Here is a 23,023-nt window from a genome sequence, read left to right as displayed (position 1 = left end):
ACTTCCTCGGTGCCGCCATGACTCTCATCCTCACGTGGATTGAGAGCCTCCATCAGACCCGGGGCGGGACAAGCTCGCCGGCCCGAGACCGTGCCGGTGAGACCAGACAACTTATGCCGTCGTGCAGTTCTCCTGACTGAGCCGCCCACTCTTGGGCGCGGCTGCTGGCGAGGCAGGCGTCGAGCTGGGTGAGGCCACTGCTGTCGACGACCGCCGTCCTGACCACCCGGCCGAGGGCTGTTGCCCTCGGCCGGGTGGCCGCCCTCCTGGCGGTGGCGTCCGCGGTGGTGCACCTGCTGCTGCTCGATGCGTCGCTCGGGTCGGTGGTGATGGTCGCGATGGCGTCGGCCTGCCTGCCGTGTGCCTGGCACCTGTGGCGGAACCCGACCGGCTCGGTGTGGCGGTTCACGGCACTGGTGGACGACGCGATGCTGGTGCTGCACGCGCAGATGCTCGGCGGCTCCAGTGGAGACGTGCACCATGCAGCCGGACCGGGCGCGCTCGTGTGGCTGAGCCTCGCCCTGGTCACCGCACAGCTCGTCATGGCCGGGGCGCCGCTCTCCGGCGTCCCGGGGACAGAAGCATGGCCGCCTGGTATCAGGCTGCATCCCACAGAGGTACCGTGGAGCGGTGAGCACGCAGATCGCGGTCCGGCTCCCCGAGGAGCTCGTGCAGTTCATCGACCGGCTGGTCTCGGAGGGCAGGGCCCCGTCCCGCGCGGCCGTCGTCAGCCGCGCCCTCGAACGTGAGCGCCGCCGCGACGTGGCCGCCCGGGACGCCGCCATCCTGGCCGCCGGTCAGGACGGCGACGACTTCGATGCGCTGGCCGAGCACGCCGCCCGCACCTCGCTCGACGACCTCGCCTGATGCGGCCCATCCACCTGGCTCAGCTGGACAAGACCCGGCCGGTGCTGGTGCTGACCCGCGAGCTGGTGCGCCCGCACCTGGCGCGGGTCACGGTCGCACCGATCACGAGCACGATCCGGGGTCTCTCGACCGAGGTGTCGGTCGGTCCGGACAACGGACTGGACCATCCCAGCGTCGTCAGCTGCGACAACGTCCTGACCGTGCCGAAGGCGACTCTTGGGCGGCAGATCGGCCGACTGCTGCCCGAGCAGGAGGTCGAGCTCACCGCGGCCCTGCACGCAGCCTTCGACCTCGACGACCTCCCGCAGGCACGCTGACGCCTCAGGTCATCAGCGATGGGCCGCCGGTCGACGTGGAGTGTCGAGGCGGCGTGGGCGATCCCGGCGATGACGAGGCGGGACCTTGGAGGCGTCGTAACCGTCGGCTCCGCCGGCTACGCCGTCCTCCCGCTCATGGTCAGGCTGCAGGTCCTGGCCGTCATCTCCGTCACCGACCCATGCGGTTTGCTGGCCGACACCGGCGGCCGGGCGAGACGCCCACCCGTTTGCTGGTTCGAACCGGCCGACGGACGTGGTCCTGCTGGTCACCAGCCGCTTCATCTGCGTGCCGAGTCTCCACAGCATGCTGGCGTGACCGAACCTCGTGCTTGCACACTGCGACAGTCCTGTGGACACTTGGCCACATGCCGACGCTCTACCTGCGCAACGTCCCTGTCGAGGTGATCGAGCGGCTGGCACGGCTGGCCGAGCGAGAGCACCTGTCGGTGAGCGCAGTCGCGGTCCGCGAGCTGGCAGGCGTCAGCCGACGGGCGGACAACCCGACGCTGCTGGCCGCGCTCCCGGACACCGGCATCGCCCTCGACGACATCCTCGACACGGTGGACGGAGGCCGCGCCGACCGGTGATCGTCCTCGACGCCTCAGCCGCGATTGCCGCTCTGCTGCGCGACGGCTCGGCGCGCGAGGCGGTGGCCAGCGAACAGCTGCACGTGCCACACCTGATCGACGCCGAGGTGGTCCACACCCTGCGCCGGCTGGTCGCCGTCGGCCGCCTCCCGGCGTTGTCCGGGCAGCGCCTGGTGATCACCTGGTCCGAACTGGGCCTGGTGCGCCACCCGTTCCACGCACTGCTGCCCCGGATGTGGGAGCTCCGCGAGAACGTCTCGGCCTACGACGCCACCTACATCACCCTGGCCGAAGCGCTCGGCTGCGCGCTGCTCACCGCTGACGCCCGCCTGGCGCGTGCACCCGGGACCGCCTGCCCGATCACCGTGGTGTCCAGCTGACGGGTGATGACGTCCCCGGACGACCGGTCCTGTCAGAGCCGTCGACGACGATGCAAGCGTTGACCAAGACGCGGCCTCCAGCGGCGGAGAGCGCGCCTCGCGCCGGCTCGATCCCGACGGCTACGCCGCCGGACCGACGAGGGCCTTCGACCACCTGACGATCAGCCGGCCAGGCCGTTGTCGGCGAGCCACTGCGGGTCCGGCGCGAGCCGCTGGAGCACCTCGACCAGCAGCCCGTCCGGTCCCGCAATCTGGAACCGGCGCTGTCCCCACGGCTCGGTCACCAGCGGCATGACGACCCTGACGTCGTCCCTCGCCAGCCGCTCGAACTCGGCGTCCACGTCCTTGACGAGAAACGCGAGCAGCGTCCCGACCACGGCCTTCCCCCGGGAGGCCGCCGGCCACGACTCGTGGTCCCGCTGCACGAAGTCCAGGCTCACCGTCGGGTGGTCGACATGCTGGGTGTTCACGTACCAGCCGATGTCGACGCCGACCTCGAACCCGAAGTGCTCCACGAACCACGCGGCACTCGCGGTGGGGTCCTCGGCCGCGACGGCCATGCCGATCAGTGAGAACTTCACAACGTCTCCCCCACGGTCCACCGAGCGGCCGCCGCCTCCCGCCAACGCTTCCGCGCGGCCTTCACGTACTCGTACAGCGGATGCGCCCGGTTGTCAGCCTGGTTGAGCGGCGGCTGCAACTGCTCGATCACAGCGGCCTCGACGGTCCACGGCTCCGGGTGCTCCGCCCAGCTCAGCCGCAGCGTCTCCCCCATCCACCGCGACAGCCGCGCCTCGTCCTCCTCGACCAGCAGCAGCGTCGTCCACCGGCTGCGCCAGCTCTCCTGCTCACTCAGCAGCGCGGCCAGCGATCGGCGCAACGTCGACTGGCCCGTCGTCCCGCGGATGTGGTTGCGCACTAGCCGACTGCGCAGCGTGGCCTTCGACGCCGCGCCGTTCGGGGCGATCCCCACGTACAGCAGCTCGAGGTCGGCCGTCGCGTGCTCCGGGCCGGCGATCCCGGGCAGCGCCCCAGCAGGTGCCCACCAGGCGTACAGCCCCGGCGCAGCCGGCACCATGCCCTGCGCCTCGTCGAGCGGCATCGGGACAGACCGCAGCGCGGTGACGACGTCGTCCATGTTCCTCAGTCAACCCTGAACACAACGGCGCCCCGGCTCCCTTGGGAGCCGGGGCGCAGTCGTCGAACCGTCAGGCGCGGGTGGCGCCGTGACCGGTGCTGGTGTCGCGGAACGTCCGTTCCTCGCTCACCTGCTGGGTCACGTTCGGCTGCCCGACCTCAGTCGGCTGGTCGGCCGCATCCGGTCGGCGGTCGCCGTCCTGGCCACGGCCCAGATCGTTGGCCGACAGGCCGGGGGCCAGCTTCTGGGCCTTGGCGCGCAGCTGCTCCGCCGCCGACCGATCCGCCTCCGCACGCGCGGCGCGCTCCTTGGCCTCCTTGTCAGCGAGCGCCAGCCGCTCCTCGGCCTCGGCGCGCTCCCGCCGGGTGCGGGCCAGCTGCTCGTCGGCGAGCGCCTTCTCCTTGTCGGCGCGCGCCTGCTTGACCTGCGCCTCGCGAAGATGCTCGCGGGCCTGCTCCTGCTTGCGCGCCTTCGCCGCCTTCCCGCGCTTGGCGACCGCCAGGGCGATCAGGGCCAGCAGCACGACAACGGCGATCACGATGACGACGATTGCCCACGTGGGCATGGCCGGGCCTCCTCGATTCGGGAGTTGGAGGATTGCCCGAGCCGGGCCGCCGGAAACGACCCGCGGAGATCACACCCGGAGTCGGCCCTGGCCACGCCGACGACTGGCTATCGTCGGTGGAGTACTCGAACGTGCAACTACCGGCCGCCGGCGTCCCCGGCGGAGAAGGCGGCACGCCCGTCCCCCGGTTGCACAGAGGTCATGACACTCCCCCAGCTCTCCGAGTCCCCGCTCGTCCGGCACGCCGGTCTCTCCTACTTCCCGCTCGCGTTCATCGCGCGGCTGCCCTTCGCGATGATGACCGTCGGCGTGCTCACCCTCGTCGTCGCCGAGCGCGGGTCGCTGACTCTCGGCGGCCTCAACTCCGCCGCCGCCGGCCTCGGGACGGCGCTCGCCGGTCCCCTGCTCGGCGCGGCCGCCGACCGCTTCGGACAACGGAGAACGCTCGTCCCGGTAGGCCTGGTCAACGCCGCCCTGCTCGGCACCTTCCCCTTCGTCGTCGCGAGCAGCGTCCGGGACCTCGTCGTCCTCGTGCTTTCGGTCCTGATCGGCGCCTCCGCGCCCCAGATCGCGCCGATGTCGCGCACCCGCGTGGTCGCGATCATCCGCCGAGCGGTCCGCGCCGACCGCCGCGAGCGGGTGGTGAACGGGACGATGGCCTACGAGTCCGCGGCCGACGAGACGGTCTTCATCGTCGGGCCCTTCCTGGTTGGGCTGCTCGCCACCGCCATCGCCCCGTGGCTGGCCATCGCCGGCGCGTCGGTGCTGACGCTCGTGTTCGTCACCTGGTTCGCCCTGCACCCCACCGGGCGGATCGCCCCCGCCGGGCAGACCTCGACGGCGCAAGCACCCGCCCGCGAACTCGCCCGCTTCCGGCTGCTCACCGTGGTCGCCGGCGCGCTCGGCATCGGCTTCTTCTTCGGCGCGACCCTCACCTCGCTCACCGGGTTCCTGGCCGACGACGGCAGCGGGGACCGGGCCGGGCTGCTCTACGGCGTGATGGGCATCGGGTCGGCCGGGCTCGCCCTCGCCTCGGCGGCGTTCCCGGCGCGCTTCAGCCTGCGGGCGCGGTGGCTGGCGTTCGGGTCGCTGCTGCTCGCCGCGGCGGTCACCTACGCGTGCGCGCGGTCGGTGCCGGCGCTCGTCGTCGCGCTGGCGATGCTGGGCTGCGGCATCGGGCCGACCCTCGTCACCCAGTACAGCCTCGCCGCGAAGCTGAGCCCGGCCGGCCGCTCAGCCACCACGATGACCATGCTGGGCTCCGCGGTCGTCGTCGGCCAGGCGGTCGCGTCCGCGGCGACCGGCCTCGTCGTCGACCGGCTCGGCGCGGACGCCGCGCTCATGCTCCCCGCCGTCACCGCCGCCTTCGTGGTCGCCGCCGGCATAGCCCACGCCGCGTGGGCACACAGACACCCAGCCCCCACCCCCGCCTGAGCACCCGGCCCCGACAGAGGTCGAATCGACCATTGACAGCAGCACTATCGATAGTCACACTATCGACATGCGCATCTCGAAGCTCGCCGACCGCAGCGGCGTCAGTGCGGCGTCGATCAAGTGGTACGCCCGTGAGGGCCTGCTGCCGGCCGGCGAGCGCACCGGCTACAACCAGACCGACTACGGCGAGGAGCACCTGGCCCGGTTGCACCTGATCAGGTCGCTCATCGAGGTGGGCGGCCTGTCGGTCGCGGCCGCCCGCGCGGTGCTCGCCGCCGCCGACGACCCGGACCACCCGTTCGGCGACACCCTCGGCATCGCCCAGGCCTCCCTCCCGCAGGCCACCACGCCGCCGTCGGCGGAGTCGGTGCGGCAGGTCCTCGACGTGGCCGCCGAGCGCGGGTGGGAGTGGTGCGAGGGCAACCCCGGCGTGCCGGCGGCCGCGGCCGTGCTCGACCGGTACCGCGCGCTGGGCCGCGAGGACCTCGCCGCCACCCTGCCCGAGTACGCCCGGGCCGCGGAGATCGTCGCCGCGGCCGACCTGGACTGCATCAGCAAGAACCTCGACGCCGGCCCGGCCACCGCGGCGCAGACCGTCGTCGTCGGCACCGTGCTCGGCGATGCCCTGCTCGCCGGGCTGCGCCGGATGGCCCAGGCCAACGAGTCCTTCCGCCGCTTCGGACCCACCCCCGGGGGGAGCCCGTCATGACCGTCCTCGACCGACCCACTGCCGACACCCGCCCGCTGCTCACCCGGCCCGCCAACCGGCCGCTTCTGGCCCTCGCCACGCTCATGGCCGCCACCGCCGTGGTCGTCGCCGTGCTGGCGCTCGTCGACCCGGTGCAGATCACCGGCCACAACGGCTGGATCAAGCCGCTCAAGTTCGCCCTCTCCATCGGCGTCTACGCCGTCACTCTGGCCTGGCTGCTCGACCGGCTGCCCGCCCGTCGGCAGCGGCTGGGCCGGATCGCCGCCTGGGTGGTCACCGTCGGCCTGCTGATCGAGATGGTGATCATCGTCGGTGCGGTCGCCGCGGGCACCACCAGCCACTTCAACGTCTCGTCCCCGCTGGCCACGACCCTGTGGTCGGTCATGGGGACGTCGATCGCGGTGGTGTGGGTGGTCACCCTGGTCCTCGCGGCCCTGCTCTGGCGCTCTCCGGACGCCGACGCCGCCCGGCGGCTGGCCATCCGGGCCGGCCTGGTCATCGGGCTGGCCGGCATGGCCGTGGCGTTCCTGATGACGTCGCCGACCGCCGAGCAGCTCGACGACTTCGCCGGGGTGGCCGGGGCGCACGCCGTCGGCGCTCCGGACGACGGCCCGGGCCTGCCCTTCCTCGGCTGGTCCACCGCCGGCGGCGACCTGCGGGTGCCGCACTTCGTCGGCATGCACGCCCTGCAGGCCCTGCCACTGCTGGTTCTCGCCCTCGAGGCACTGACCGGCCCGGTCGCCGCACTCCGCGACCCCCGCACCCGGTTCCGGATCGTGGCCGTCGCCTCGACCGGCTACGCCGTCCTTCTGGTCGGGCTCACCCTGCAGGCACTGGCCGGCATCCCCGTCACCGACCCACTGAGCTTCGCGCGCTGACACCGGCCGTCGACCCCCCACCCGGCCATGTTGGCCGGGTGGGGGGTCAGACCCCGACGTGGGCCAGGGCCTGCAGCAGCAGGGTGCTCTGGCCGTTGGCCAGCTCGGCGAGCACGGTGGGCTCCCGGACCTCCAGCGGCGAGAACCAGGTGAGCTCCAGCGCGTCCTGCTGCGGCGCGCAGTCACCCTCCACCGGCACGATGTAGGCCAGTGACACCGCGTGCTGCCGCGGGTCGTGGAACGGCGTCACCCCGGGGGTCGGGAAGTACTCGGCGATCGTGAACGGCTGCGGTGACGTCGGCACCCGGGGCAGCGCCAGCGGGCCGAGGTCCTTCTCCAGATGCCGGAGCAGCGCCGAGCGGACCCGCTCGTGGTATAGCACCCGCCCCGACACCAGTGCCCGCTTGACCTGCCCGTCCTCGCCGATGCGCAGCAGCAGCCCGACCGCGATGACCGTGCCGTGGACGTCCACCCGGACCGGCACCGCGTCGACGTAGAGGATGGGCAACCGTTCGCGGGCGGAGTCCATCTCCTCGCGGGAGAGCCAGGCAGCGCCGGTGTTCGTCACCTCGGTCATGTGCCCTGTCTAGCCGATACCCGCCCGAGTCCGACGCGCGACCGGGCCGGGAACACCGGTGCCCCCGCCGCGAGACGCGACGGGGGCACCGGGTGAGGCGGATCAGACAGCCAGCCCCGCACAGGAGACCGAGCAGTTCAGCCGCCAGATCGAGCGGCCCAGCGAGGCGAACAGCTCCGACCGGACCAGCCGCTCGCCGTTCGGGCCGGTGAACTTCTGTGGCACCTCGACCGCGTCGTCGTCGGACGGCGGCGAGCTGTCGTCCGGACCCGGGTCGGCCGACTCGTCGGGGTTCGCCGGCGGGGTGCCGCCGGCAGCGGCGAGGTAGACCAGCCCATCCTCCAGCACGTCGGAGGTCACCCGGTCCGGCGCGAACACGGTCACGTCGTAGGTGCCCGCCGCCATCGCCGGCGCGGTGAACACCAGCTTCGTGGTCGAGGACCGCACGACCGTCGCCCGGCCGGTGTCGCCGACGAGGACCAAGGCGCCCGCCGGGATCGCGGTTCCGGTGATCGTCACCCGGGTGCCGCCGTCCACCGAGACCCGGTACGGGCTGATCGACGTGACCCGGAACGGCCCGGCGCCGTCGTACGGCCTGATCCCGCCGGGGACCTGCTCGGGGGCCGGCGGCGTCGACGACTCCGGCGGCGTGGACCCGACCGGTGGCGTCGAGGAGACCGGCGGGGTGGACGGGCCCGGCGCGGACGGGTCCGAGGAGTCAGTCGGGTCGGTGGGGTCCGAGGGGTCCGACGGGTCGGACGGCGTCGAGGGACCCGACGGGGTCGACGGGGCGACCGGGCCGGCGGGGACCGGGTCCGAGGAGTCCGGCGGCATCGAGGGGCCCGAGGAGCCGGGCGGAGCCGGAGGGTCCGACGGATCCGAGGGGTCGGCGGGGTCCGCCGGGTCGGCCGGGTTCGTCGGGTCCGCCGGGTCCGCCGGGTCGGCCGGAGCAGACGGGTTCGACGGAGTCGAGGGACCCGACGGAGTCGACGGGCCCGACGGGTCGGAGGAGTCCGCCGGCGGGGTCGTCCCGCCGTCCGACTCGTCCTCCTCGGCCTGCTCCGGCGGCACGCCGACCAGCAGCGGAGCGGCGGCGGCGCGGCCAACCGGCTGGCCGCCGGCCAGCATCTGGACCATCAGCACGTACCGGCCCTCGGCCAGCTCCGTCTGCGGCGCCAGCACCAGCGGGCCGACGTTGGAGCGGTTGCCCAGCGCGAACGTCGCCGAGCCGGTGTCGTCGGTGGCGACGGTCGCGCCGTTCAGGGTGATCGGGTGGTCGGCCAGGGCCATGACCTCACCGCCGAACTCCATGCCCAGCGAGAGCGTCGCGGAGTACACGCCGGGATCGGTGTCGCCGTTGACGGTCACCGTGGGGGCCACCGTGCCCGGGTCGGTCACCATGCCGGTGAACGAGTAGCTGACCTCGTCGCTGATGCTGCCCAGCGCCGCGAGCGAGAGCCGCCCGCCGGTGACCGACCGGCCGGCGTACGCCGAGACCGGCACGGTGTCAGCCAGCAGCTGCTGCTTGAGCTCCAGCGCCGAGGCGTCGGGGAAGCGCGCCCGGTACAGCGCCACGGCCGCGGCGACCTGCGGTGCGGCTATGCTGGTGCCGCTGATCCAGTCGTAGCCGCCGTCGTTGGTGGGCGAGTAGACCCACAGGCCCGGCGCGTAGAGGTCGACCGTCGAGGCGCCGTAGGCCGAGAAGCTCGCCACCGTGTCGGCCGCGGTGCTCGCGCCCACCTTGATCAGGTTGTCCGCGTTCTGGCTCGCCGGGTACAGCCGCGCGGTGTCGCGGTTGCCCGAGTCGTTGCCGGCGGCGGCGACCACGACCACGTTCTTGGACCGCGCGTAGTCGATCGCCTGGGTCAGGATCGGGATCTCCTGGTTGCCGTTGCTAATCCAGGAGGCGTTGACGACGGCGGCGCCGTGGTCGGCCGCGTACACGATGGCCTGCGCCCCGGCGACGATGTCGACCGACATCCCCGAGCCGATGACCAGCGGCATCACCGCGACGTCCGGAGCGACCCCGGCCGAGCCGACGCCGTTGCCGGCCCGCGCGGCGGCGGCGCCGGCGACGCTCGTGCCGTGGGCGTTGTTCGCCGGCCCGCCGTTGGTGACATCCGCGGAATGCCGGTAGAAGTTCCAGCCGTGGCAGTCGCCGGCGTAGCCGTCGGCGTCGGCGTCCGCCGGCCCGCACGGCTCGTCCGGGTCGGTCCACAGCGCGCCCTGCAGATCCGGGTGGTCGATCTGCAGCCCGCTGTCGACGACGGCGACGACGATCCCGCGCCCGGTGCTGACCTGCCAGCCGTCCGGGGCCGCGACGTCGATGCCGGGTGAGGTCGACTGCCCGAGCGCGTTGGCGCCGTTGTTGTGCAGGTTCCAGCCGTAGGAGGCCCAGTCCGGGTCGGTGACGACCCCGCCGGTGACCGTGCCACCGGGCGAGTGCGCCACCTGGACACCGGGTAGGACGGCGCTCAGATCCTGCGGCTCGAGGTCCTGGGTCGCCACCAGCGCGGAGCCGTCGAACAGCCGCTGCGCGCTCACCACACCGGGGGTCGCCTGCAGCTGGGCGAGCTGCGCGTCGGTCACCGCCCCGTCGGCCGGGCTGACGACCAGGCGGGTGAGCCCGTCGCCGGGGGCGCCGAAGTCGGCGGCCACGGTGATGTCGGGGGCGTCGAAGGCGAGCGCGTCGATGACGGCCGCCCCGCTGAAGCCGGTGGCCGCCGCCACCACGACGGCGACCGCCCTCTTCATCCGGCGCACGGGGGACGTCGTCCGCCGTGGCTCTCCTGCTCGCCGCATCGACTGCCTCTGTTCTCGCACAGGCCCTTCTCAGGGATCCCTGTTCCATCGGCGGCAGCGGCGAGCGACTACATGACCCGATCGAGCGAGTTCAGGCGATGAGTTCCCGGGCCTGCGGGGGTCTGGGGAGCATGGCGCGGGTTCTGTACTCGGTGACGATGTCGCTGGACGGCTTCATCGCCGGCCCCGGTGGGGACATGTCGTGGCTGCGGCCCTACCTGGGGCCGAACCCGGAGGCCGAGGCGCTCGTCGCCGACATCGGCGCGATCCTGGTCGGTGCCCGCACGTTCTCCGGCGACGACCCGAACCGCGGCACCGACAAGGAGGGCGCGTTCGAGGGCGCCTGGCACGGGCCGCAGTTCGTGCTCACCCACCACCCGCCGCGGACGCCGGTCGAGGGGACCACCTTCGTCGGCGACCTCGCGACCGCCCTCTCCGCCGCGAAGGACGCGGCCGGTGAGAGGTACGTCAACGTGCTCGGCGCCGACGTGGCACGGCAGTGCCTGGAGGCGGGGGAGCTCGACGAGGTGCTGACGATCGTCGCGCCGGTCCTGCTCGGCGACGGCACCCGGCTGTTCGAGAAGCCCGGCGGGCGTCAGGTGCGGCTGGAGCGGGTCCGGGTCACCGAGGTGCCGCACGCGACCAACATGTGGTTCCGCGTGCTGCGCTGAACCCGGTACCGATCGGCGCGCCGCCTGCCGATGTAGGCCTCATGGGTCTCAGGGGCAGTGCCGCCCGGCGTGACGAGCAGTCGGACGGCGGAGAACTCGAGGGGTGGATCACGGACCTGGCCGGCGGTGAGACGTCGGTCCGGCGGCTGCGTCAGCGGCTGGACGCCCAGCGCGAGCACGTCGACGACGGGTGCACGGCGTGCGGCTGCGCCGACGGCGCTCACTCGGCGCAGCGCACCGCCTGAGCCCGGCGGCTGGTGCCGGGTCAGGCAACCTTCGCCGTTTGATCGTCTCGGCCCGGCGGACGATCTTGCGGCGTGTGGAGTCGGTGACGTGCCGGTTCCGCCAGGCGATGTAGCGGCGGATCATGCTGCCCCGCTCGCGGTGGCTGGGGTGGTCGGTGCCGTCGAGGGCGAAGTAGCGCAGCGCGGTGAACTGGGCCTCGATGCGGTTGAGCCAGGAACCGTAGAAGGGCACGTAGGCCAGTTCGACGTTGTTGGCCGCCGCCCACTCACCGACCCGCCGGTCGGTCTTGGTCGACCGGTGTGGGCTGAGGCTGTCCAGCACGATCGCGATCCGCACCCCGGCCGGGTGCAGCGTGCGGAGGTAGCGGCAGAAGGCGAGGAACCCGGTGCGGGTCTTGCGGACCCTGATGTGTCCGTGGAGCCGATCGGCGGCCAGGTCGTAGCAGGCCAGCAGATGGCGGATCCCGTGCGGACGTAGGTAGGTGGCTCGCCGGCGGCGTCGCCGGGGCCGTTCCGGATCGCCCGTGCCGACCGCGGTCGAGGCCCACTGCCGGCCCGGATGGGGCTGGAGGTTCCGCGGCCCGAACTCGTCCATGCAGCCGGTTCTTCTTCGCCTCGTAGTCAGGGTCGGTGCTGGTCTTCCAGGTCCTGACCGCTCGGAAAGGAGACGCCCTCCTCGCGGAGCAGCACGCGCAGGCCCTCGTGGGAGATGTCCTCGACCACCCCTCGGCGACCAGGAAGTCCGCCAGCTTCGACAGGCTCCAGGTGGAGAACGGCAGCCCGTGATCGGCCGGCCGACCCAGCGCGATCTGCGTGATCTGCGCCCGCTGGGCAACGTCGAACTTCGGTGGCCGACCGCCGGCGTACCTGGGTCTCAGCGAGTCGAACCCGTCGGCGTTGAGGTCGTGCAGCACGTCCCGGACCCGATCGGGGCTGGCGAAGGTCACCGCCGCGATGCCGATGGCATCCATGCCCTGCGCTGAGAGCAACACCATCTGCGCCCGCCGCCAGGTCACCATCGAACCGCTGCTCCGGCGCCACGATCCGGAGCAGCCGGTTGCCCTCGTCGTTGCTGATGGCCCGGAGTGCACCCGTTGCACCATCTCGCATCTCCTGCGGGGAAGACAGGATCAGACGACGCGAGACTGCAGCACCCCGAGACTCATCGGCCAGGGCCACCGTTCGCAGCCGCGGCACCAGTTGGGTCCGTCGCGCGCCGAAGGTGTAGACCGTCGACACCCAGGTGGAGCTTCTCGCCACCAAGGGTGGCTATTGACGGGGCGGGCGTCGCTCGACGCTTTCTGCAAGGCATCGCCGGGTCGTCCGGATCCGACGGGGCCGCCCAGGAAGAACCGCCCACATGTTGCGTCGAACCGTTCGTCGCGTCACCTCGGACCATGCCTCTCCCCAGCATGGTTGTGAACCCGACCTCCTGCGCTGCTCGTTCTCGTCGGAGGGTAGACCCAGGTCAACATCCCGAGTTCCACATCACGACAACGGGACAACGCTCAGATGAAAAATGTCGGATCCCTGCCAGGAAGAACCGGCTGGTCCGCACCATGGACCTGACGACTGTTCCTGTCTTCGAAGGCTCCCCAATACCCAGGGCACCAGATGCGTCCGGAGGTATGAGAATGGCTGCTCCCCAGCAGGCGCTCATCGGCAAGCGACTACACGCCTTCATCTCCTATGCGCGTGAGGACAGTACAGCGCTGCGGACCCTGCAAGACGGCCTCGAGACGCTCAACCACGAGGTGTGGTTCGACAAGCGGCTCAACGGCGGACAGGACTGGTGGGACCGAATTCTGCAACGAATCCGCGAGTGCGATGTGATGATCATCGCCGTCTCCCCAGCTCTGCTGGAATCCGACGCTGCTATCAAAGAACGCGAGTACGCGCGCCTCCTGGGAAAGCCGCTGCTGCCAGCACAAGTGGATCCGGTCTTGCCCGAGCTCCTGCCGCCTGACATCGCTCCGTTGCAGATCGTCGACTACACCAATCTGGGGCCGATGACGGGCTTCCAGCTCGCAGCAGCCCTCGCCGCCCTCCCGCCGGCACCGCCGCTGCCCGAGCCGCTACCCGAGCCCCCCGCGCGCCCTGTGCCACCCCTCGCCGAGCTGGCGCAGCGACTCAGCGCTCAGCATCTCTCGCTCCAGGACCAGCTCGCACTGGTGGCTTCCCTCCGCTACGAGATCACCCGGGCGCGGGAGCGAGCAACCGCGCTCGAGTTGATGCGGACGCTGCGACGTCGGCCCGACCTCTACCACGCGACCTGGCAGGAGCTCGACGAACTAGTGCAGCGGGAGTGGGCGATCTCCGAAGACGACGCAGTACAGGCCCCGACGGAGGAGCAGGACTCAGCTTGTCCTCCCGGCTGGTACCCGGACCCCTCCGGACGGCATCAGCTGCGTTGGTTCGACGGTGACTGGACGCCCTACGCCTCGGACAACGGCACGGTCGTCGACGATCCCAACTTCTGAATATCGGCACGGAAAGCAACCCACCCCACCAAGGAGGAGCCATGACCACGCACACCCCCCCGCCGAGCCGGAACGGCGCCGCGCCTGGTGCACCGAAGTTCCCGCCGCCTCCCCTGCCCACGCCACCACCTTTCGCGCCCTCGTACACCGGTGTAAATCCCATGCAGATGGGTGCGAAGCAGCCGCCGAACTACTTGGCGCTGTCGATCGTCGCGCTGGTGTGTTCGCTTCTCTTCGGGGCCATCGGCCTGTTCTTCTCCAGCCAGGTGACTGCGCGGTGGAACGCTGGGGATGTCGAAGGAGCGCAGAAGGCGTCAAACGTCGCACTCATCATCGACGTCATCGGGATCGTGATCGGCGGCTTCCTCCTGCTCGCAGCGATGGGTGGCTCAGGATACTGATCGATCCAGGTGTCCTCTGAAGGTCATCTCGGCGGGTTCGCCATAGCCGGCGAGCCCGCCGCCGATGACTTTTCTGGCGACCTGCTGCCGAGCATGATCCGAAGCGACCTCCTCACAGGTTTCATGTGGTTCCCCCGAGATCGTGGAGGACTCTCATGCCACTTGTCGGGTGAGGGCGGCGTTCTCGTACTTGATCGAGGACTGACCGAGGAGCAGCGTGCTCTCTGCAGCACTCCCCGGTGGGGCCCGGAGTGGCCCGTCTGGGGGCAGGTGCTCTTTTCATCGCCTGGGTGACACTCGTCGTCTTCGGTATCCGACACCGGAGACGACGGGAGCGCGACCGATAGCTAAGGTCCGACGCCGGCCCGGATGGCATCAACGGCAGGCCGGTGACGGGTTGAGTCCGACCAATTCGTCCCATAGTCCGACCAGTTCGTCCCACAGTCGTGGACCTCCCCTTTCGGGGGAGCGCCGTTCCGGGCTGAAATGGGTGCGCGGCCACCCGTTGACGTCGGGCTCACGTGGTCGATCGAGGCCGTCCCATAGTCGGGCGCCGGGAGCTGTGCTGCGGGCCGTTACGTGTGCTTCGAGCACGAGGACTGGATTCGCCATCCCCTGCAGCTCCTACGGGTGACCGCCTCCAGTGAGGGCTGAGGAGGCGATGGCGATGCAGGTCGAGACGGGCGAGCCCGAGATCATCGAGCGGGTCGCGGGGCTCGACATCGGCAAGGCGAGGTGGTGTGCTGCGCGCCGGTGCCCGACCCCCCGGGGGCAGCGGATGCAGGAGGTCCGAACGGTTCCCACGATGACCGCCACGCTGCTCGGACTGGGCGACTGGCTGGCCGGCCTGGGGGTGGGCCGGATCGAGATGGAGGCGACCAGCGATCACTGTCGGGCGCCGTTCTACCTGTTCGAGGACCGCTTCGAGACCTGGCTGGTCAACGCCACGACGTCAAGCACCTGCCCGGCCGGCCGAAGACCGACCGGCTGGACGCGGTGTGGCTGTGCGAGGTCGCCGAGCGCCAGATGCTGCGCGCCAGCTTCGTGCCGACGCCGGCGATCCGACAGCTGCGGGATCTGACCCGCTACCGGGTGGACCTGATCGCCGAACGCACGGCGGAGAAGCAGCGGGTGGAGAAGCTGCTCGAGGAGAGTCGGTCTGGGGCGCGGTGTCCTGATTGCTCGGGATCCGTTTCCCCAGGCCGCTCGCCGAACCCGCCGTGCGCCTCTCAACGCAACGGGCTCTCCACGGGAACTGCCGTTATGCGGGGTCCAGCGCCCAGGGGGTCGGGATGTTCGCCCGGTAGCGGTATCGGGTGACCGGGACCGACTCCAGGTTGAACAGGGCTTTCCCGTCCGCCGACAGTGGTCGCCACCGGCCGCCGGGGCCGGTGAATCGTCGGCGGAACTCCGTCCACCTCCAGCGGCGCCGGACCATCAGCCACCGGGCGACCCGATGCCACACGAAGGTGGCCAGGGCCGAGAAGGTGTGCTTGCTGACGGCGTGCCGGAAGTAGGTGGACCATCCGCGCATGATCAGGCCGAGCCGGACCAGCACGGACGCCGGGGACTGCTGTGACGTTCTGTTCGTCAGAGCCCGCACTTTCGCCTTCAACGACCGGATAGGCCGGTCGGCGATGAAGGTGTAGGCGTGCCAGGTGTTCGTTCCCCGTTTGCGTTTCCACTGGATGCGGAACCCCAGGAAATCGAACCCCTCCGACATGTGCACCACCCTGGTCTTGGCCTTCGAGAAGGCCAGCCCGATGGTCGCCAACACGCCACTGATCTGTTCTCGGAGGGCTTCGACGTGGTCGCGGGTGCCGTCGCAGAGCACGGCGAAATCGTCTGCATATCTCACGATCCGCCAGTTCGGCAGGCCCTTGGCCCGACGTCGTTCGCGTCGCCAGCGGGTGGACATGGCGCCGCCGGGCTGCCACGGCCGGTGCAGGTGCTCATCGAGCACCGACAGGGCAATGTTGGCCAGCAGCGGCGACAGAATCCCGCCCTGCGGGGTGCCGGTGGGGGTGTCCCGCTTTTCGCCGAGTTCGGTCAGGAGCCCGGCTTTGAGGAACGCCTTCACCAGCGTCACGACCCGTTTGTCCTTGATCCGCGCCCGCACCCGGTCCAGCAGTGCGGTGTGCGAGATTCGGTCAAAACACGCCTCGATATCGGCGTCCAGCACCCAGCGGTAGCCGTGGGTGCCGAACAGCTGGATCTCGGCGATCGCGTCGTGGGCCCGCCGGTTCGGCCGGAACCCGTAGGAGACCGGGGAGAAGTCGGCCTCGAAGATTGGTTCCAGCACCAGCTTCAACGCGGCCTGGACCACCCGATCGGCGAGGGTCGGATCCCCAGACTTCTGAGTTTTCCCGAGCCATGGCCCTTCGGGATCAACCGTTGACGCACCGGCAACGGGCGGAACGTTCCGCCCTTGACCTGTGCCCGCAGGTCGTCCAGGAACCCGGGAACGCCGACCGTCTGCTCCACCGCGTCGACGGTCCAGCCGTCCACGCCGGGCGTGTTCCGGCCGCTGTTCCCCGCGACCCGGGCGAACGCCACGAGCAGCGTTGCCGGGTCGTGCACGAGATTGAACAGGTCGTCGAATCGGCGGCCGGGATCGGCCACCGCCCAACGGTGAAGCTTGGCCTGCATTCCCGATACCCGAGCCCCGGGGTCACTCCCGAGGGCCGGGCCGCCCGCATTCACGGGTGGATCTTTCGGCATCGCAGTGTCCTTGTCTTCTCGTTTCCGCTGCCACCCTTCCCCATGTGCCGGGCTCTCCCCGACTCGGAGTACTACGGCGGCTCCGCCCCATTCCGACCCGATCGGTCAACGGTGAACCCAACCCCCGCGCCGTGCCGGCCGCACGGAAAAGGGGTGAGGACCGGAACGGTTCCCACGTTCACTGATATTCGCTCGACGGGGGAGGAGCCCCACTTTGTCCCTGCGGCATCGTCATGGCTACGCCGTGGACATTCACCATGACCTCCCGGCGAGAGCGTCCATACCCGCCCAGAAGTTGTTCCCGCCGGGCCCCAATGAGCGCCCGACAGGTTGCGCACCGCTCCCGGCCATATCCGCCAGATTGAGACCGGTCGATATTTGAGAGACGTAATAACGCGGGTTCCTCGCGTACTCCTTCCCATCACGCTCGCCGGACCCGAACCATCTGGCAGTGCTGATCCGTCCCGGCTTTGTCAGGGCTGCTCCCACCCATCCCGGCACCTTCCGGGACGGGCTGCCCTCAGCTACACCGCCCTGCCACGACAGGGTCAGTGGTGGCGGTCTCTCACCTCCACTCGAATATCAGCGCCTCGTGGCGCACGGACGCGCTGATCAAGCTCTCAGTGGTGGTCAGCGACCTGTTCGGGGTATCCGGGCGGGCGATGATGGCCGCCCTGATCGCCGCGGAACGCGACCCGGGCGTGCTGGCCGGCCTGGCCCGCGGCACCCTGCGGTCCAAGACCGGCCGGCTGACCGAGTCGTTGACCGGCCGGTTCACCGACCACCACGCTTTCCTGCTGACCCGGATGCTGCACCGGATCGACGCGATCACCGCCGACATCGCCGCCGTGCAGGATCGGATCGACGCCCAGATCGCCCCTTTCGGCCAAGCGGCCCGGCTTGATGAGATCCCCGGCGTCGGGGCCACCGCCGCGCAGCTGATCCTGGCCGAGGTCGGGACCGACATGTCCCGGTTCCCGACCCCGGCGCACTTGGCCTCCTGAGCCCGGTGCGCGCCGGGGTCAGCGAGTCCGCCGGCCGCAAGAAGGGCAACGCCGACACCGGGCACGGCAACCGCTACCTCGCTCGCGTCCTCGGGGAAGCCACGGTCGACGCCGCCCGCACCGACACCTTCCTCGGCGAGCGACATCGCCGGCTCGCGCGACGCCGCGGCAAGAACCGCGCCATCGTCGCGGTCGGCCGCTCCATCCTGATCATCGTCTGGGCGCTGCTGTCCGACGATCCTCAACCCGGCCGCCTGACCGGCCCCGAAGTCGGCGACCGGCTCTGCTTCCGGGCTCACACCGGGACGCCACATGCCCGGTCACGTCTGATTCGCGGATCAGTGCGACCCGGCCTCGCTCGCCGGGGCGGCCTTGCGCCGGTGCACCGTGAGGCTCATGACGAGCACGACCAGCGCGCCGACGACGAGCCCGATGAGCGCGCTGGCGAACGTGTTGACCAGCCAGCCGACGAGCCCGCCGAGGGCTCCGGTGGCCTCGTGCGCCGCCTCCTCCAGGTGGTGCACGACGCTGTAGAGGCCGTGCCAGCCGAGGTCGTCGGTGCCCACCAGCAGGATGTGCCCGCCGACCCACAGCATCGCGGCGGTCCCGATGACGGTGAGTGCGGTGAGCAGCTTCGGCATCCCCTTCACCAGTCCGCGGCCGAAGGAGGCCACGCCCTTGCTGGGGCGCTCGGCCAGGCTCAGCCCGACGTCGTCCATCTTCACGATCACGCCGACGACGCCGTACACCAGGACGGTGATGGCGAGCGCGACGACCACGAGGATCACCGCCCGCGACCAGAAGCCCTGGTCGACCACCTCGTTGAGTGAGATGACCATGATCTCCGCGGACAGGATGAAGTCGGTGCGGACGGCGCCGGACACGATGGTGTCCTCGTCCGGGGCCTTCTCCTCTCCGCCCTCGGCGTGGGCGTCGTGGTGGGGGCGCAGCTTGTGCCACACCTTCTCCGCGCCCTCGTAGCTCAGGTAGGCGCCGCCGATCATCAGGATCGGGGTGAGCAGCGAGGGCAGGAACTGGCTGAGCAGCAGGATCGCGGGCAGGATGATCAGCAGCTTGTTGCGCAGGGATCCCTTGGCGATGCGCCGGATGATCGGCAGCTCCCGCTCGGCGGCCAGGCCGTGCACGTACTGCGGGGTGACGGCGGTGTCGTCGACGACGACGCCGGCGGCCTTGGCGCTGGCCCGTCCGGCGGCGGCTCCGATGTCGTCGACGGAGGCGGCGGCGGTCTTCGCCAGCAACGCCACGTCGTCGAGCAGGGCTACGAGTCCACCGGCCAAGGCAGGTCCTTCCGATCGGTCGGCACGGGCGTGCCGTCCCACGATGGTGGTCGATCCTGCCGCACCGCGCGCGGGCGCCGCGGCGGGCGTCCTCAGCGGTGGTACCCGGCCGGGCGCGCAGCTACCTCGATCCGGCCGGGAACGTCCGACGCGCCGGGCGACGAGCCCGTGGCCGCGCGCGCCTCGGCCGACGCGTCGAGCCCGCGCCGGCCGAGGGGTCAACGACGGGTGGTGGTGCTCCCGTCGTTCCCATCGCGGGGCAGGTCCTGCGCGGCCCCGGCGTCCCGCTGACCGGCGCGGTCCGCGTCCCGGTTCGTCACGCCGGGGGTGTCCCGGTTCGACATGCCGGGCGCGAGCTTCTCGGCCTTGGACCGCAGCGCCTCGGCCGCGGACCGGTTGCCCTCGGCCTGGCCGACCCGCTCCCGGGCCTCCTGCTCGGTGTGGGCCAGCCGCTCCTCGACCTCGGCGCGCTCCCGCCGGGCCCGGGCGACCTGCTCCTCGGCGAGGGCCTGGTCCTTATCGGCCTGCGCCTGGCGGACCTGCGCATCCTGCAGGTGCTCGCGCGCCTGCTCCTGCTTGCGCGCGGAGCCGGCCCGTCCGCGCTTGGCGGCCATCAGGCCGGCCAGCGCCAACAGGACCACGACGACGACGATCAGGACGATCACCCACGGTTCCATGGCCGCTCCTCCTGCGTGGGGCCGCACGGGACCCTGCGCTGCTGCTGAGTGTCCCCCTGAACTGGGGTTACGGCAGTCCGGCCGTCGCGCCATTCCCCGTGACGGTGTGCGCTGAGGCCGGGTGACACTCGTCGCAACCCGGCCCCGGCGCACACCGTCGGCGCCTGCGCCACGCTCAGATCTGCCACGATCCGCCACCACGACGGCGGACGGCGGACCCGAGGAGCGCGCGGTGGAGCAGACGGACGTTCCCGCGGGAACGCGCAGCGAGAGCGACCGGCGGCGGCTGTCCATGACGGTGCTGATGACACCGGACATGGCCAACTTCGCCGGCAACGTGCACGGCGGGCAACTGCTCAAGCTCCTGGACCAGGTCGCCTACACCTGCGCCAGCCGGTACTCCCGGCACTACGCCGTCACGCTCTCGGTCGACCAGGTCGTCTTCCGCGAGGCCATCCACGTCGGTGAGCTGGTCACCTTCCAGGCGAGCGTGAACTACACCGGGCGGACGTCGATGGAGATCGGCATCCGGGTCACCACCGAGGACCTGGTCGATCTACGCGTGCGGCACACCAACAGCTGCTACTTCACGATGGTCGCGCTCGACCAGTCCCGGCGTCCGGTCGAGGTGCCGCCGCTGGTCCCGGCCACCCCGGAGCAGCAGCGCCGGCACGCCGCCGCCATCCGCCGCCGGGAGCTCCGCCGCGAGATCGAGCTGCGCACCGCGGAGATCCGCCAGGGCGGCGACTGACCCGGCCCCGAACGCGGAACGGGGGCCGCAGCACTGCTGCGACCCCCGTCGTGTCCGGACTACTTGCCGGTGTTGACGAACTGGATGCACTGCCCCTGGTTGCGGAAGCCGGGGTCCAGGCTCTTCCAGCCACCGCTCTTGCAGTCCTCCGCGACGAGCGGCGCCACGAACTTCACCTCGTCGGCTGGAACACCGCGCTGGTCCCAGGCCGTCATGTTGCCGTTGGCGGCGGACAGCTTCGCCATGCTCGGGTAGCGGGTGGCCGCCGTCCCCTCGAACACCACGAAGCTCCACTCGCTCCGCGCCTCCGGGTCGCCGGCGGAGTTGCCGGTGAACGTGAACGCGGCGTTGTCGATCAGGAAGTCGCCCTTGGTGTCGTGGAGCGTGTTGCCGGCGATCCGACCGGTGCCGTTCGGGTTGAGGTAGGCCCCCGACCGCAGCGAGTGGATGGTGTTGCCGTTGGCGGTCAGGCCGCTGATCCCACCCGCCGTCACGAAGCCGCGGTTCCCCACCCAGCCGCTCATCGGCAGCGCCTGGCGCGGCCCGTGGATGGTGTTGTCGGACAGCGTCACGTCGTCGGCCCCGACGTAGACGAACTCGGCGGCCTTCGGGGTGTCGCTGGTGATCTCCAGGGCGGTCAGCGTGGCGCCGGCGCCGGTGATCCGGAAGGTGACCGCGGAGCCGGTCTGGACGACCTTTGCGCCAAGCGCGCCGGTGACGGTGACGTCCTCGGCGATCGTCGTGGTCCCGTTGACGGTGACCGTGCCGACGACCTGGACGGTGTCCCCCGGGTCCGCGGCGTCGAGCGCCGACGAAAGGGTCGTGTGGTCACAGCTGCCGGTGGCCGCGGCGCAGACGGTGAGGGTGTGGGCCTCCGCCGCGGCGGCCGGGGAGACGGCACCGCCGGCGGCGACAGCGCCGGCGGTCAGGGCGACGGCCAGGAGGGCGGCGCGCGTGTTCTTCATGGTCAGCAGGTCCTCTGGTCAGTGGGGAGGCAGGGCAGGTCTCAGCGGTCGGCGAACTCGACGTCCTCCGCGGCGCGCGGGGCGGGCAGGCGGGGACGGTCGTCGTCCGTCGCGGTGCCGAGCATCAGCGCCTCGAGCTCACCGGTGTCCAGCGTCGGCTCGGCGACCGGCGCCGGGGCCTCGTCCCGGTTGGGCCGCAGGACGTCGCCGACGATGCGGGCGATCCGGGTCCGCCGGCGCCGGGCCCGGCGCTCGGCCCGGCGCGCCGCATCCTCGCGGGCGGCGTTCTCCCGGTCGACGATCTCCCGCGCCATCCGGTCGGTCTCCGCGGCGACCAGCAGGTCGGCCCGGGCCTGCTGCGCCCGGATCCGCCCCTGCGAGCGGATCTGCTCGGACAGCACCTCCTCGTCGTCCCGCGCGGTGACCAGCCGGTCGTAGGCGGCCGGCTCGGCGAGGGTGAGCAGCACCTTCACCAGCACCGGCAGGATCTCGACGCTCAAGAACAGCAGGAACAGCATGAGGTGCGCCGTGGCCACCATCGGCCGGTCCTCCGACAGCCGGCTCATCGCCTCCAGCCGGGCGAGGATGCCGTCGCTCTCCGAGTTCTGCGCCTCGAAGGCCGCCTGCTCGGCGGTCCGCGCGTCGGTCAGCCGGGCGAGCTCGGCGGAGTCGTTGGTCAGGTCGGCCTCGGCCAGGGCGACCGCGCGGGCGTCGGCGCTGGCGGCGTCCTGGTCGGCGGTGGTGCGCGCCTGCTGCAGCGTGGCGTCGGCCGAGTCCAGCGCCGACTTGGCCGCATCCCGGACCGCCGACTGCTCGGCGGCGGCGGCCGCGGCCGCGAAGTACGCGTCGCCGGTGCCCTCCCGGCCGGAGCCGCAGCTGCCGTCCAGCTCGCACTGGGCCTTGGCCTGCAGCTCGGTGAACCGCGCCTGGGCCGCGTCGTAGACGGACTGCTTCGCGTCCCGCTCGGCCTGCGCCGCGACGACGGCCGGGTCGGCGTTCGGGTCGGTGCTGCCGCCGCCGGCGACAACGGCCTGCTCCTCGGCGACGCGCTCCTGCAGCGCCGGGATCGGCGCGTACCGCTCGTCGGTGTCCAGGCCGGCGGCGAACTCCGCCGCCGCCTCGGCCTGCATGGTCACGATCGTCGCGTCGATCTCCTTGGCGAAGACCTGCAGCGTCAGCGGCGTGGAGATGACCGTGCCCAGCACCGCGGCCAGCGCGACCCGGGGCAGAGCCATGGCCAGCGTGCGCTGCCAGGACACCTGGTGCCCCATACCGACCAGCAGCATCCGGTCCAGGTTGACGATCACCAGCCCCCAGCCGAGGCCGATCAGCAGCGCGAACGCCCACCAGGCGCCCAGCGCCATGTGGACGGCGAACGCCGCCGACAGTGCCGCCAGCGCACCGGTGCTCACGAGGACGCCGCCGAGCGCGACGTGCCGGGCCCGGGCGCCGGGGGCGACCGCGAGCACGTCGAGCCGGGCGCCGGCCAGCACGGCCAGCCGGTCGCCGGTACGGGTGCGGCTTCGCACGGGACAGTTCCTTCCGCCGGGGATCTC

At 71.5% G+C, this 23,023-nt stretch carries 27 protein-coding genes and 1 pseudogene; 15 read left to right on the top strand and 13 right to left on the bottom strand.

Going from position 1 to position 23,023, the window contains the following annotated elements; genetic code table 11:
* Positions 1-630: 630 nt before the first annotated feature.
* The 4 genes from HK417_RS20880 to HK417_RS20865 all read left to right on the top strand — a co-directional run bounded on the left by HK417_RS20880 (position 631) and on the right by HK417_RS20865 (position 2,151).
* Positions 631-867 carry a ribbon-helix-helix domain-containing protein gene (locus HK417_RS20880; protein WP_222270968.1) on the top strand — a complete coding sequence of 79 codons (237 nt, stop codon included), beginning with the start codon at positions 631-633 and terminating at the stop codon, positions 865-867.
* Positions 867-1,184 (top strand): type II toxin-antitoxin system PemK/MazF family toxin, encoded by a 318-nt coding sequence (locus HK417_RS20875; protein ID WP_222270957.1) that lies wholly within the window; start codon positions 867-869, stop codon positions 1,182-1,184. Before HK417_RS20880 ends, HK417_RS20875 begins: the two co-directional genes overlap by 1 nt.
* Before the next feature lie 365 nt (positions 1,185-1,549).
* Positions 1,550-1,771, top strand: coding sequence for an antitoxin (locus HK417_RS20870; RefSeq protein ID WP_222270947.1), 222 nt, complete (start codon positions 1,550-1,552; stop codon positions 1,769-1,771).
* Complete coding sequence (locus HK417_RS20865; RefSeq protein ID WP_222270944.1) at positions 1,768-2,151, top strand: type II toxin-antitoxin system VapC family toxin; 384 nt, start codon at positions 1,768-1,770, stop codon at positions 2,149-2,151. The genes HK417_RS20870 and HK417_RS20865 overlap by 4 nt, the downstream gene beginning before the upstream one ends.
* A gap of 161 nt (positions 2,152-2,312) precedes the next feature.
* Here the strand turns inward: HK417_RS20865 and HK417_RS20860 are convergent, their stop codons facing one another.
* From HK417_RS20860 to HK417_RS20850, 3 genes are all read right to left on the bottom strand, one after another.
* Positions 2,313-2,732 carry a VOC family protein gene (locus HK417_RS20860; RefSeq protein ID WP_222270923.1) on the bottom strand — a complete coding sequence of 140 codons (420 nt, stop codon included), beginning with the start codon at positions 2,730-2,732 and terminating at the stop codon, positions 2,313-2,315.
* Positions 2,729-3,289, bottom strand: coding sequence for a GIY-YIG nuclease family protein (locus HK417_RS20855; RefSeq protein ID WP_222270921.1), 561 nt, complete (start codon positions 3,287-3,289; stop codon positions 2,729-2,731). The genes HK417_RS20860 and HK417_RS20855 overlap by 4 nt, the downstream gene beginning before the upstream one ends.
* Positions 3,290-3,359: 70 nt before the next feature.
* Positions 3,360-3,854 (bottom strand): hypothetical protein, encoded by a 495-nt coding sequence (locus HK417_RS20850; RefSeq protein WP_222270910.1) that lies wholly within the window; start codon positions 3,852-3,854, stop codon positions 3,360-3,362.
* 201 nt (positions 3,855-4,055) lie between these two features.
* Here HK417_RS20850 and HK417_RS20845 point away from each other — a divergent pair, with 201 nt between their 5' ends.
* The 3 genes from HK417_RS20845 (at position 4,056) to HK417_RS20835 (ending at position 6,875) form a co-directional block, all read left to right on the top strand.
* Positions 4,056-5,288: an MFS transporter gene (locus HK417_RS20845; RefSeq protein ID WP_222270900.1), complete on the top strand. Its 1,233-nt coding sequence runs from the start codon at positions 4,056-4,058 to the stop codon at positions 5,286-5,288.
* 67 nt (positions 5,289-5,355) lie between these two features.
* Positions 5,356-5,997 (top strand): MerR family transcriptional regulator, encoded by a 642-nt coding sequence (locus tag HK417_RS20840; RefSeq protein ID WP_222270896.1) that lies wholly within the window; start codon positions 5,356-5,358, stop codon positions 5,995-5,997.
* Complete coding sequence (locus tag HK417_RS20835) at positions 5,994-6,875, top strand: hypothetical protein (RefSeq protein ID WP_222270892.1); 882 nt, start codon at positions 5,994-5,996, stop codon at positions 6,873-6,875. Before HK417_RS20840 ends, HK417_RS20835 begins: the two co-directional genes overlap by 4 nt.
* A 46-nt stretch (positions 6,876-6,921) precedes the next feature.
* On the opposite strand, the gene HK417_RS20830 is transcribed toward HK417_RS20835, so the two are convergent.
* The gene (locus tag HK417_RS20830) at positions 6,922-7,452 is read right to left on the bottom strand and encodes an NUDIX hydrolase family protein (protein ID WP_222270890.1); all 531 of its coding nucleotides are present in this window, start codon (positions 7,450-7,452) and stop codon (positions 6,922-6,924) included.
* A 102-nt stretch (positions 7,453-7,554) separates the two neighbouring features.
* Entirely contained in the window at positions 7,555-10,206 is a 2,652-nt protein-coding gene (locus HK417_RS20825; RefSeq protein ID WP_222270888.1) for a S8 family serine peptidase, read from the bottom strand.
* Between the two features lie 179 nt (positions 10,207-10,385).
* Here HK417_RS20825 and HK417_RS20820 point away from each other — a divergent pair, with 179 nt between their 5' ends.
* The gene (locus HK417_RS20820; RefSeq protein ID WP_222270886.1) at positions 10,386-10,925 is read left to right on the top strand and encodes a dihydrofolate reductase family protein; all 540 of its coding nucleotides are present in this window, start codon (positions 10,386-10,388) and stop codon (positions 10,923-10,925) included.
* 108 nt (positions 10,926-11,033) lie between these two features.
* Here the strand turns inward: HK417_RS20820 and HK417_RS25810 are convergent, their stop codons facing one another.
* Positions 11,034-11,765, bottom strand: a complete 732-nt coding sequence (locus HK417_RS25810; protein WP_261327480.1) for a transposase — start codon at positions 11,763-11,765, stop codon at positions 11,034-11,036.
* 35 nt (positions 11,766-11,800) lie between these two features.
* On the opposite strand from HK417_RS25810, the gene HK417_RS25805 reads away from it, so the two are divergent.
* Positions 11,801-11,956 carry a hypothetical protein gene (locus tag HK417_RS25805; protein WP_261327479.1) on the top strand — a complete coding sequence of 52 codons (156 nt, stop codon included), beginning with the start codon at positions 11,801-11,803 and terminating at the stop codon, positions 11,954-11,956.
* Here HK417_RS25805 and HK417_RS26235 read toward each other — a convergent pair.
* Positions 11,956-12,141: pseudogene (locus HK417_RS26235) on the bottom strand (helix-turn-helix domain-containing protein); the annotation flags it as partial. The gene HK417_RS25805 and the pseudogene HK417_RS26235 overlap by 1 nt on opposite strands.
* A gap of 663 nt (positions 12,142-12,804) precedes the next feature.
* Between HK417_RS26235 and HK417_RS20805 the strand changes: the two are divergent.
* From HK417_RS20805 to HK417_RS20790, 4 genes are all read left to right on the top strand, one after another.
* Positions 12,805-13,650, top strand: coding sequence for a TIR domain-containing protein (locus HK417_RS20805; protein ID WP_222270879.1), 846 nt, complete (start codon positions 12,805-12,807; stop codon positions 13,648-13,650).
* 41 nt (positions 13,651-13,691) lie between these two features.
* Positions 13,692-14,051: a CD225/dispanin family protein gene (locus HK417_RS20800; RefSeq protein WP_222270877.1), complete on the top strand. Its 360-nt coding sequence runs from the start codon at positions 13,692-13,694 to the stop codon at positions 14,049-14,051.
* 667 nt (positions 14,052-14,718) lie between these two features.
* Positions 14,719-15,132, top strand: coding sequence for a hypothetical protein (locus HK417_RS20795; protein ID WP_222270987.1), 414 nt, complete (start codon positions 14,719-14,721; stop codon positions 15,130-15,132).
* A complete protein-coding gene (locus HK417_RS20790) occupies positions 15,048-15,371 on the top strand; it encodes an IS110 family transposase (RefSeq protein ID WP_222270875.1) in 324 nt (107 codons plus the stop codon). The genes HK417_RS20795 and HK417_RS20790 overlap by 85 nt, the downstream gene beginning before the upstream one ends.
* On the opposite strand, the gene HK417_RS20785 is transcribed toward HK417_RS20790, so the two are convergent.
* The gene (locus tag HK417_RS20785) at positions 15,313-16,377 is read right to left on the bottom strand and encodes a reverse transcriptase domain-containing protein (protein ID WP_222270873.1); all 1,065 of its coding nucleotides are present in this window, start codon (positions 16,375-16,377) and stop codon (positions 15,313-15,315) included. The two genes, HK417_RS20790 and HK417_RS20785, sit on opposite strands and share 59 nt — an antisense overlap.
* On the bottom strand, positions 16,359-16,673 hold the full coding sequence (locus HK417_RS20780) for a hypothetical protein (protein WP_222270871.1): 315 nt from the start codon (positions 16,671-16,673) through the stop codon (positions 16,359-16,361). Before HK417_RS20780 ends, HK417_RS20785 begins: the two co-directional genes overlap by 19 nt.
* Positions 16,674-17,398: 725 nt before the next feature.
* Here HK417_RS20780 and HK417_RS26230 point away from each other — a divergent pair.
* Positions 17,399-17,776, top strand: a complete 378-nt coding sequence (locus tag HK417_RS26230; protein WP_222270869.1) for a transposase — start codon at positions 17,399-17,401, stop codon at positions 17,774-17,776.
* A 338-nt stretch (positions 17,777-18,114) separates the two neighbouring features.
* Here the strand turns inward: HK417_RS26230 and HK417_RS20770 are convergent, their stop codons facing one another.
* On the bottom strand, positions 18,115-19,074 hold the full coding sequence (locus HK417_RS20770) for a DUF808 domain-containing protein (RefSeq protein WP_222270858.1): 960 nt from the start codon (positions 19,072-19,074) through the stop codon (positions 18,115-18,117).
* Positions 19,075-19,292: 218 nt separating this feature from the next.
* On the bottom strand, positions 19,293-19,751 hold the full coding sequence (locus tag HK417_RS20765; RefSeq protein WP_222270856.1) for a hypothetical protein: 459 nt from the start codon (positions 19,749-19,751) through the stop codon (positions 19,293-19,295).
* Between the two features lie 232 nt (positions 19,752-19,983).
* Here HK417_RS20765 and HK417_RS20760 point away from each other — a divergent pair, with 232 nt between their 5' ends.
* A complete protein-coding gene (locus HK417_RS20760; RefSeq protein WP_308123737.1) occupies positions 19,984-20,502 on the top strand; it encodes an acyl-CoA thioesterase in 519 nt (172 codons plus the stop codon).
* Between the two features lie 59 nt (positions 20,503-20,561).
* Here the strand turns inward: HK417_RS20760 and HK417_RS20755 are convergent, their stop codons facing one another.
* Positions 20,562-21,467 (bottom strand): right-handed parallel beta-helix repeat-containing protein, encoded by a 906-nt coding sequence (locus HK417_RS20755; protein ID WP_222270838.1) that lies wholly within the window; start codon positions 21,465-21,467, stop codon positions 20,562-20,564.
* A 41-nt stretch (positions 21,468-21,508) separates the two neighbouring features.
* Positions 21,509-22,996, bottom strand: coding sequence for a DUF4407 domain-containing protein (locus HK417_RS20750; protein WP_222270829.1), 1,488 nt, complete (start codon positions 22,994-22,996; stop codon positions 21,509-21,511).
* Between the last annotated feature and the right edge of the window lie 27 nt (positions 22,997-23,023).

The sequence above is a fragment of the Modestobacter marinus genome, from assembly GCF_019799945.1.
In the GTDB taxonomy this organism is placed as follows: Bacteria; Actinomycetota; Actinomycetes; order Mycobacteriales; family Geodermatophilaceae; genus Modestobacter; species Modestobacter marinus_B.
This window is presented reverse-complemented; position numbering and strand designations above follow the sequence as displayed.

Excerpts from the sequence above, each read along its gene's own strand:
- HK417_RS20850 (WP_222270910.1), bottom strand. The coding sequence starts at position 3,854 with ATGCCCACGTGGGCAATCGTCGTCATCGTGATCGCCGTTGTCGTGCTG.
- HK417_RS20805 (WP_222270879.1), top strand. The coding sequence starts at position 12,805 with ATGGCTGCTCCCCAGCAGGCGCTCATCGGCAAGCGACTACACGCCTTC.
- HK417_RS20870 (WP_222270947.1), top strand. The coding sequence starts at position 1,550 with ATGCCGACGCTCTACCTGCGCAACGTCCCTGTCGAGGTGATCGAGCGG.
- HK417_RS20795 (WP_222270987.1), top strand. The coding sequence starts at position 14,719 with ATGCAGGTCGAGACGGGCGAGCCCGAGATCATCGAGCGGGTCGCGGGG.
- HK417_RS20855 (WP_222270921.1), bottom strand. The coding sequence starts at position 3,289 with ATGGACGACGTCGTCACCGCGCTGCGGTCTGTCCCGATGCCGCTCGAC.
- HK417_RS20835 (WP_222270892.1), top strand. The coding sequence starts at position 5,994 with ATGACCGTCCTCGACCGACCCACTGCCGACACCCGCCCGCTGCTCACC.
- HK417_RS20800 (WP_222270877.1), top strand. The coding sequence starts at position 13,692 with ATGACCACGCACACCCCCCCGCCGAGCCGGAACGGCGCCGCGCCTGGT.
- HK417_RS20765 (WP_222270856.1), bottom strand. The coding sequence starts at position 19,751 with ATGGAACCGTGGGTGATCGTCCTGATCGTCGTCGTCGTGGTCCTGTTG.
- HK417_RS20820 (WP_222270886.1), top strand. The coding sequence starts at position 10,386 with ATGGCGCGGGTTCTGTACTCGGTGACGATGTCGCTGGACGGCTTCATC.
- HK417_RS25810 (WP_261327480.1), bottom strand. The coding sequence starts at position 11,765 with ATGGACGAGTTCGGGCCGCGGAACCTCCAGCCCCATCCGGGCCGGCAG.
- HK417_RS20875 (WP_222270957.1), top strand. The coding sequence starts at position 867 with ATGCGGCCCATCCACCTGGCTCAGCTGGACAAGACCCGGCCGGTGCTG.
- HK417_RS20825 (WP_222270888.1), bottom strand. The coding sequence starts at position 10,206 with ATGAAGAGGGCGGTCGCCGTCGTGGTGGCGGCGGCCACCGGCTTCAGC.
- HK417_RS20845 (WP_222270900.1), top strand. The coding sequence starts at position 4,056 with ATGACACTCCCCCAGCTCTCCGAGTCCCCGCTCGTCCGGCACGCCGGT.
- HK417_RS20755 (WP_222270838.1), bottom strand. The coding sequence starts at position 21,467 with ATGAAGAACACGCGCGCCGCCCTCCTGGCCGTCGCCCTGACCGCCGGC.
- HK417_RS20830 (WP_222270890.1), bottom strand. The coding sequence starts at position 7,452 with ATGACCGAGGTGACGAACACCGGCGCTGCCTGGCTCTCCCGCGAGGAG.
- HK417_RS20840 (WP_222270896.1), top strand. The coding sequence starts at position 5,356 with ATGCGCATCTCGAAGCTCGCCGACCGCAGCGGCGTCAGTGCGGCGTCG.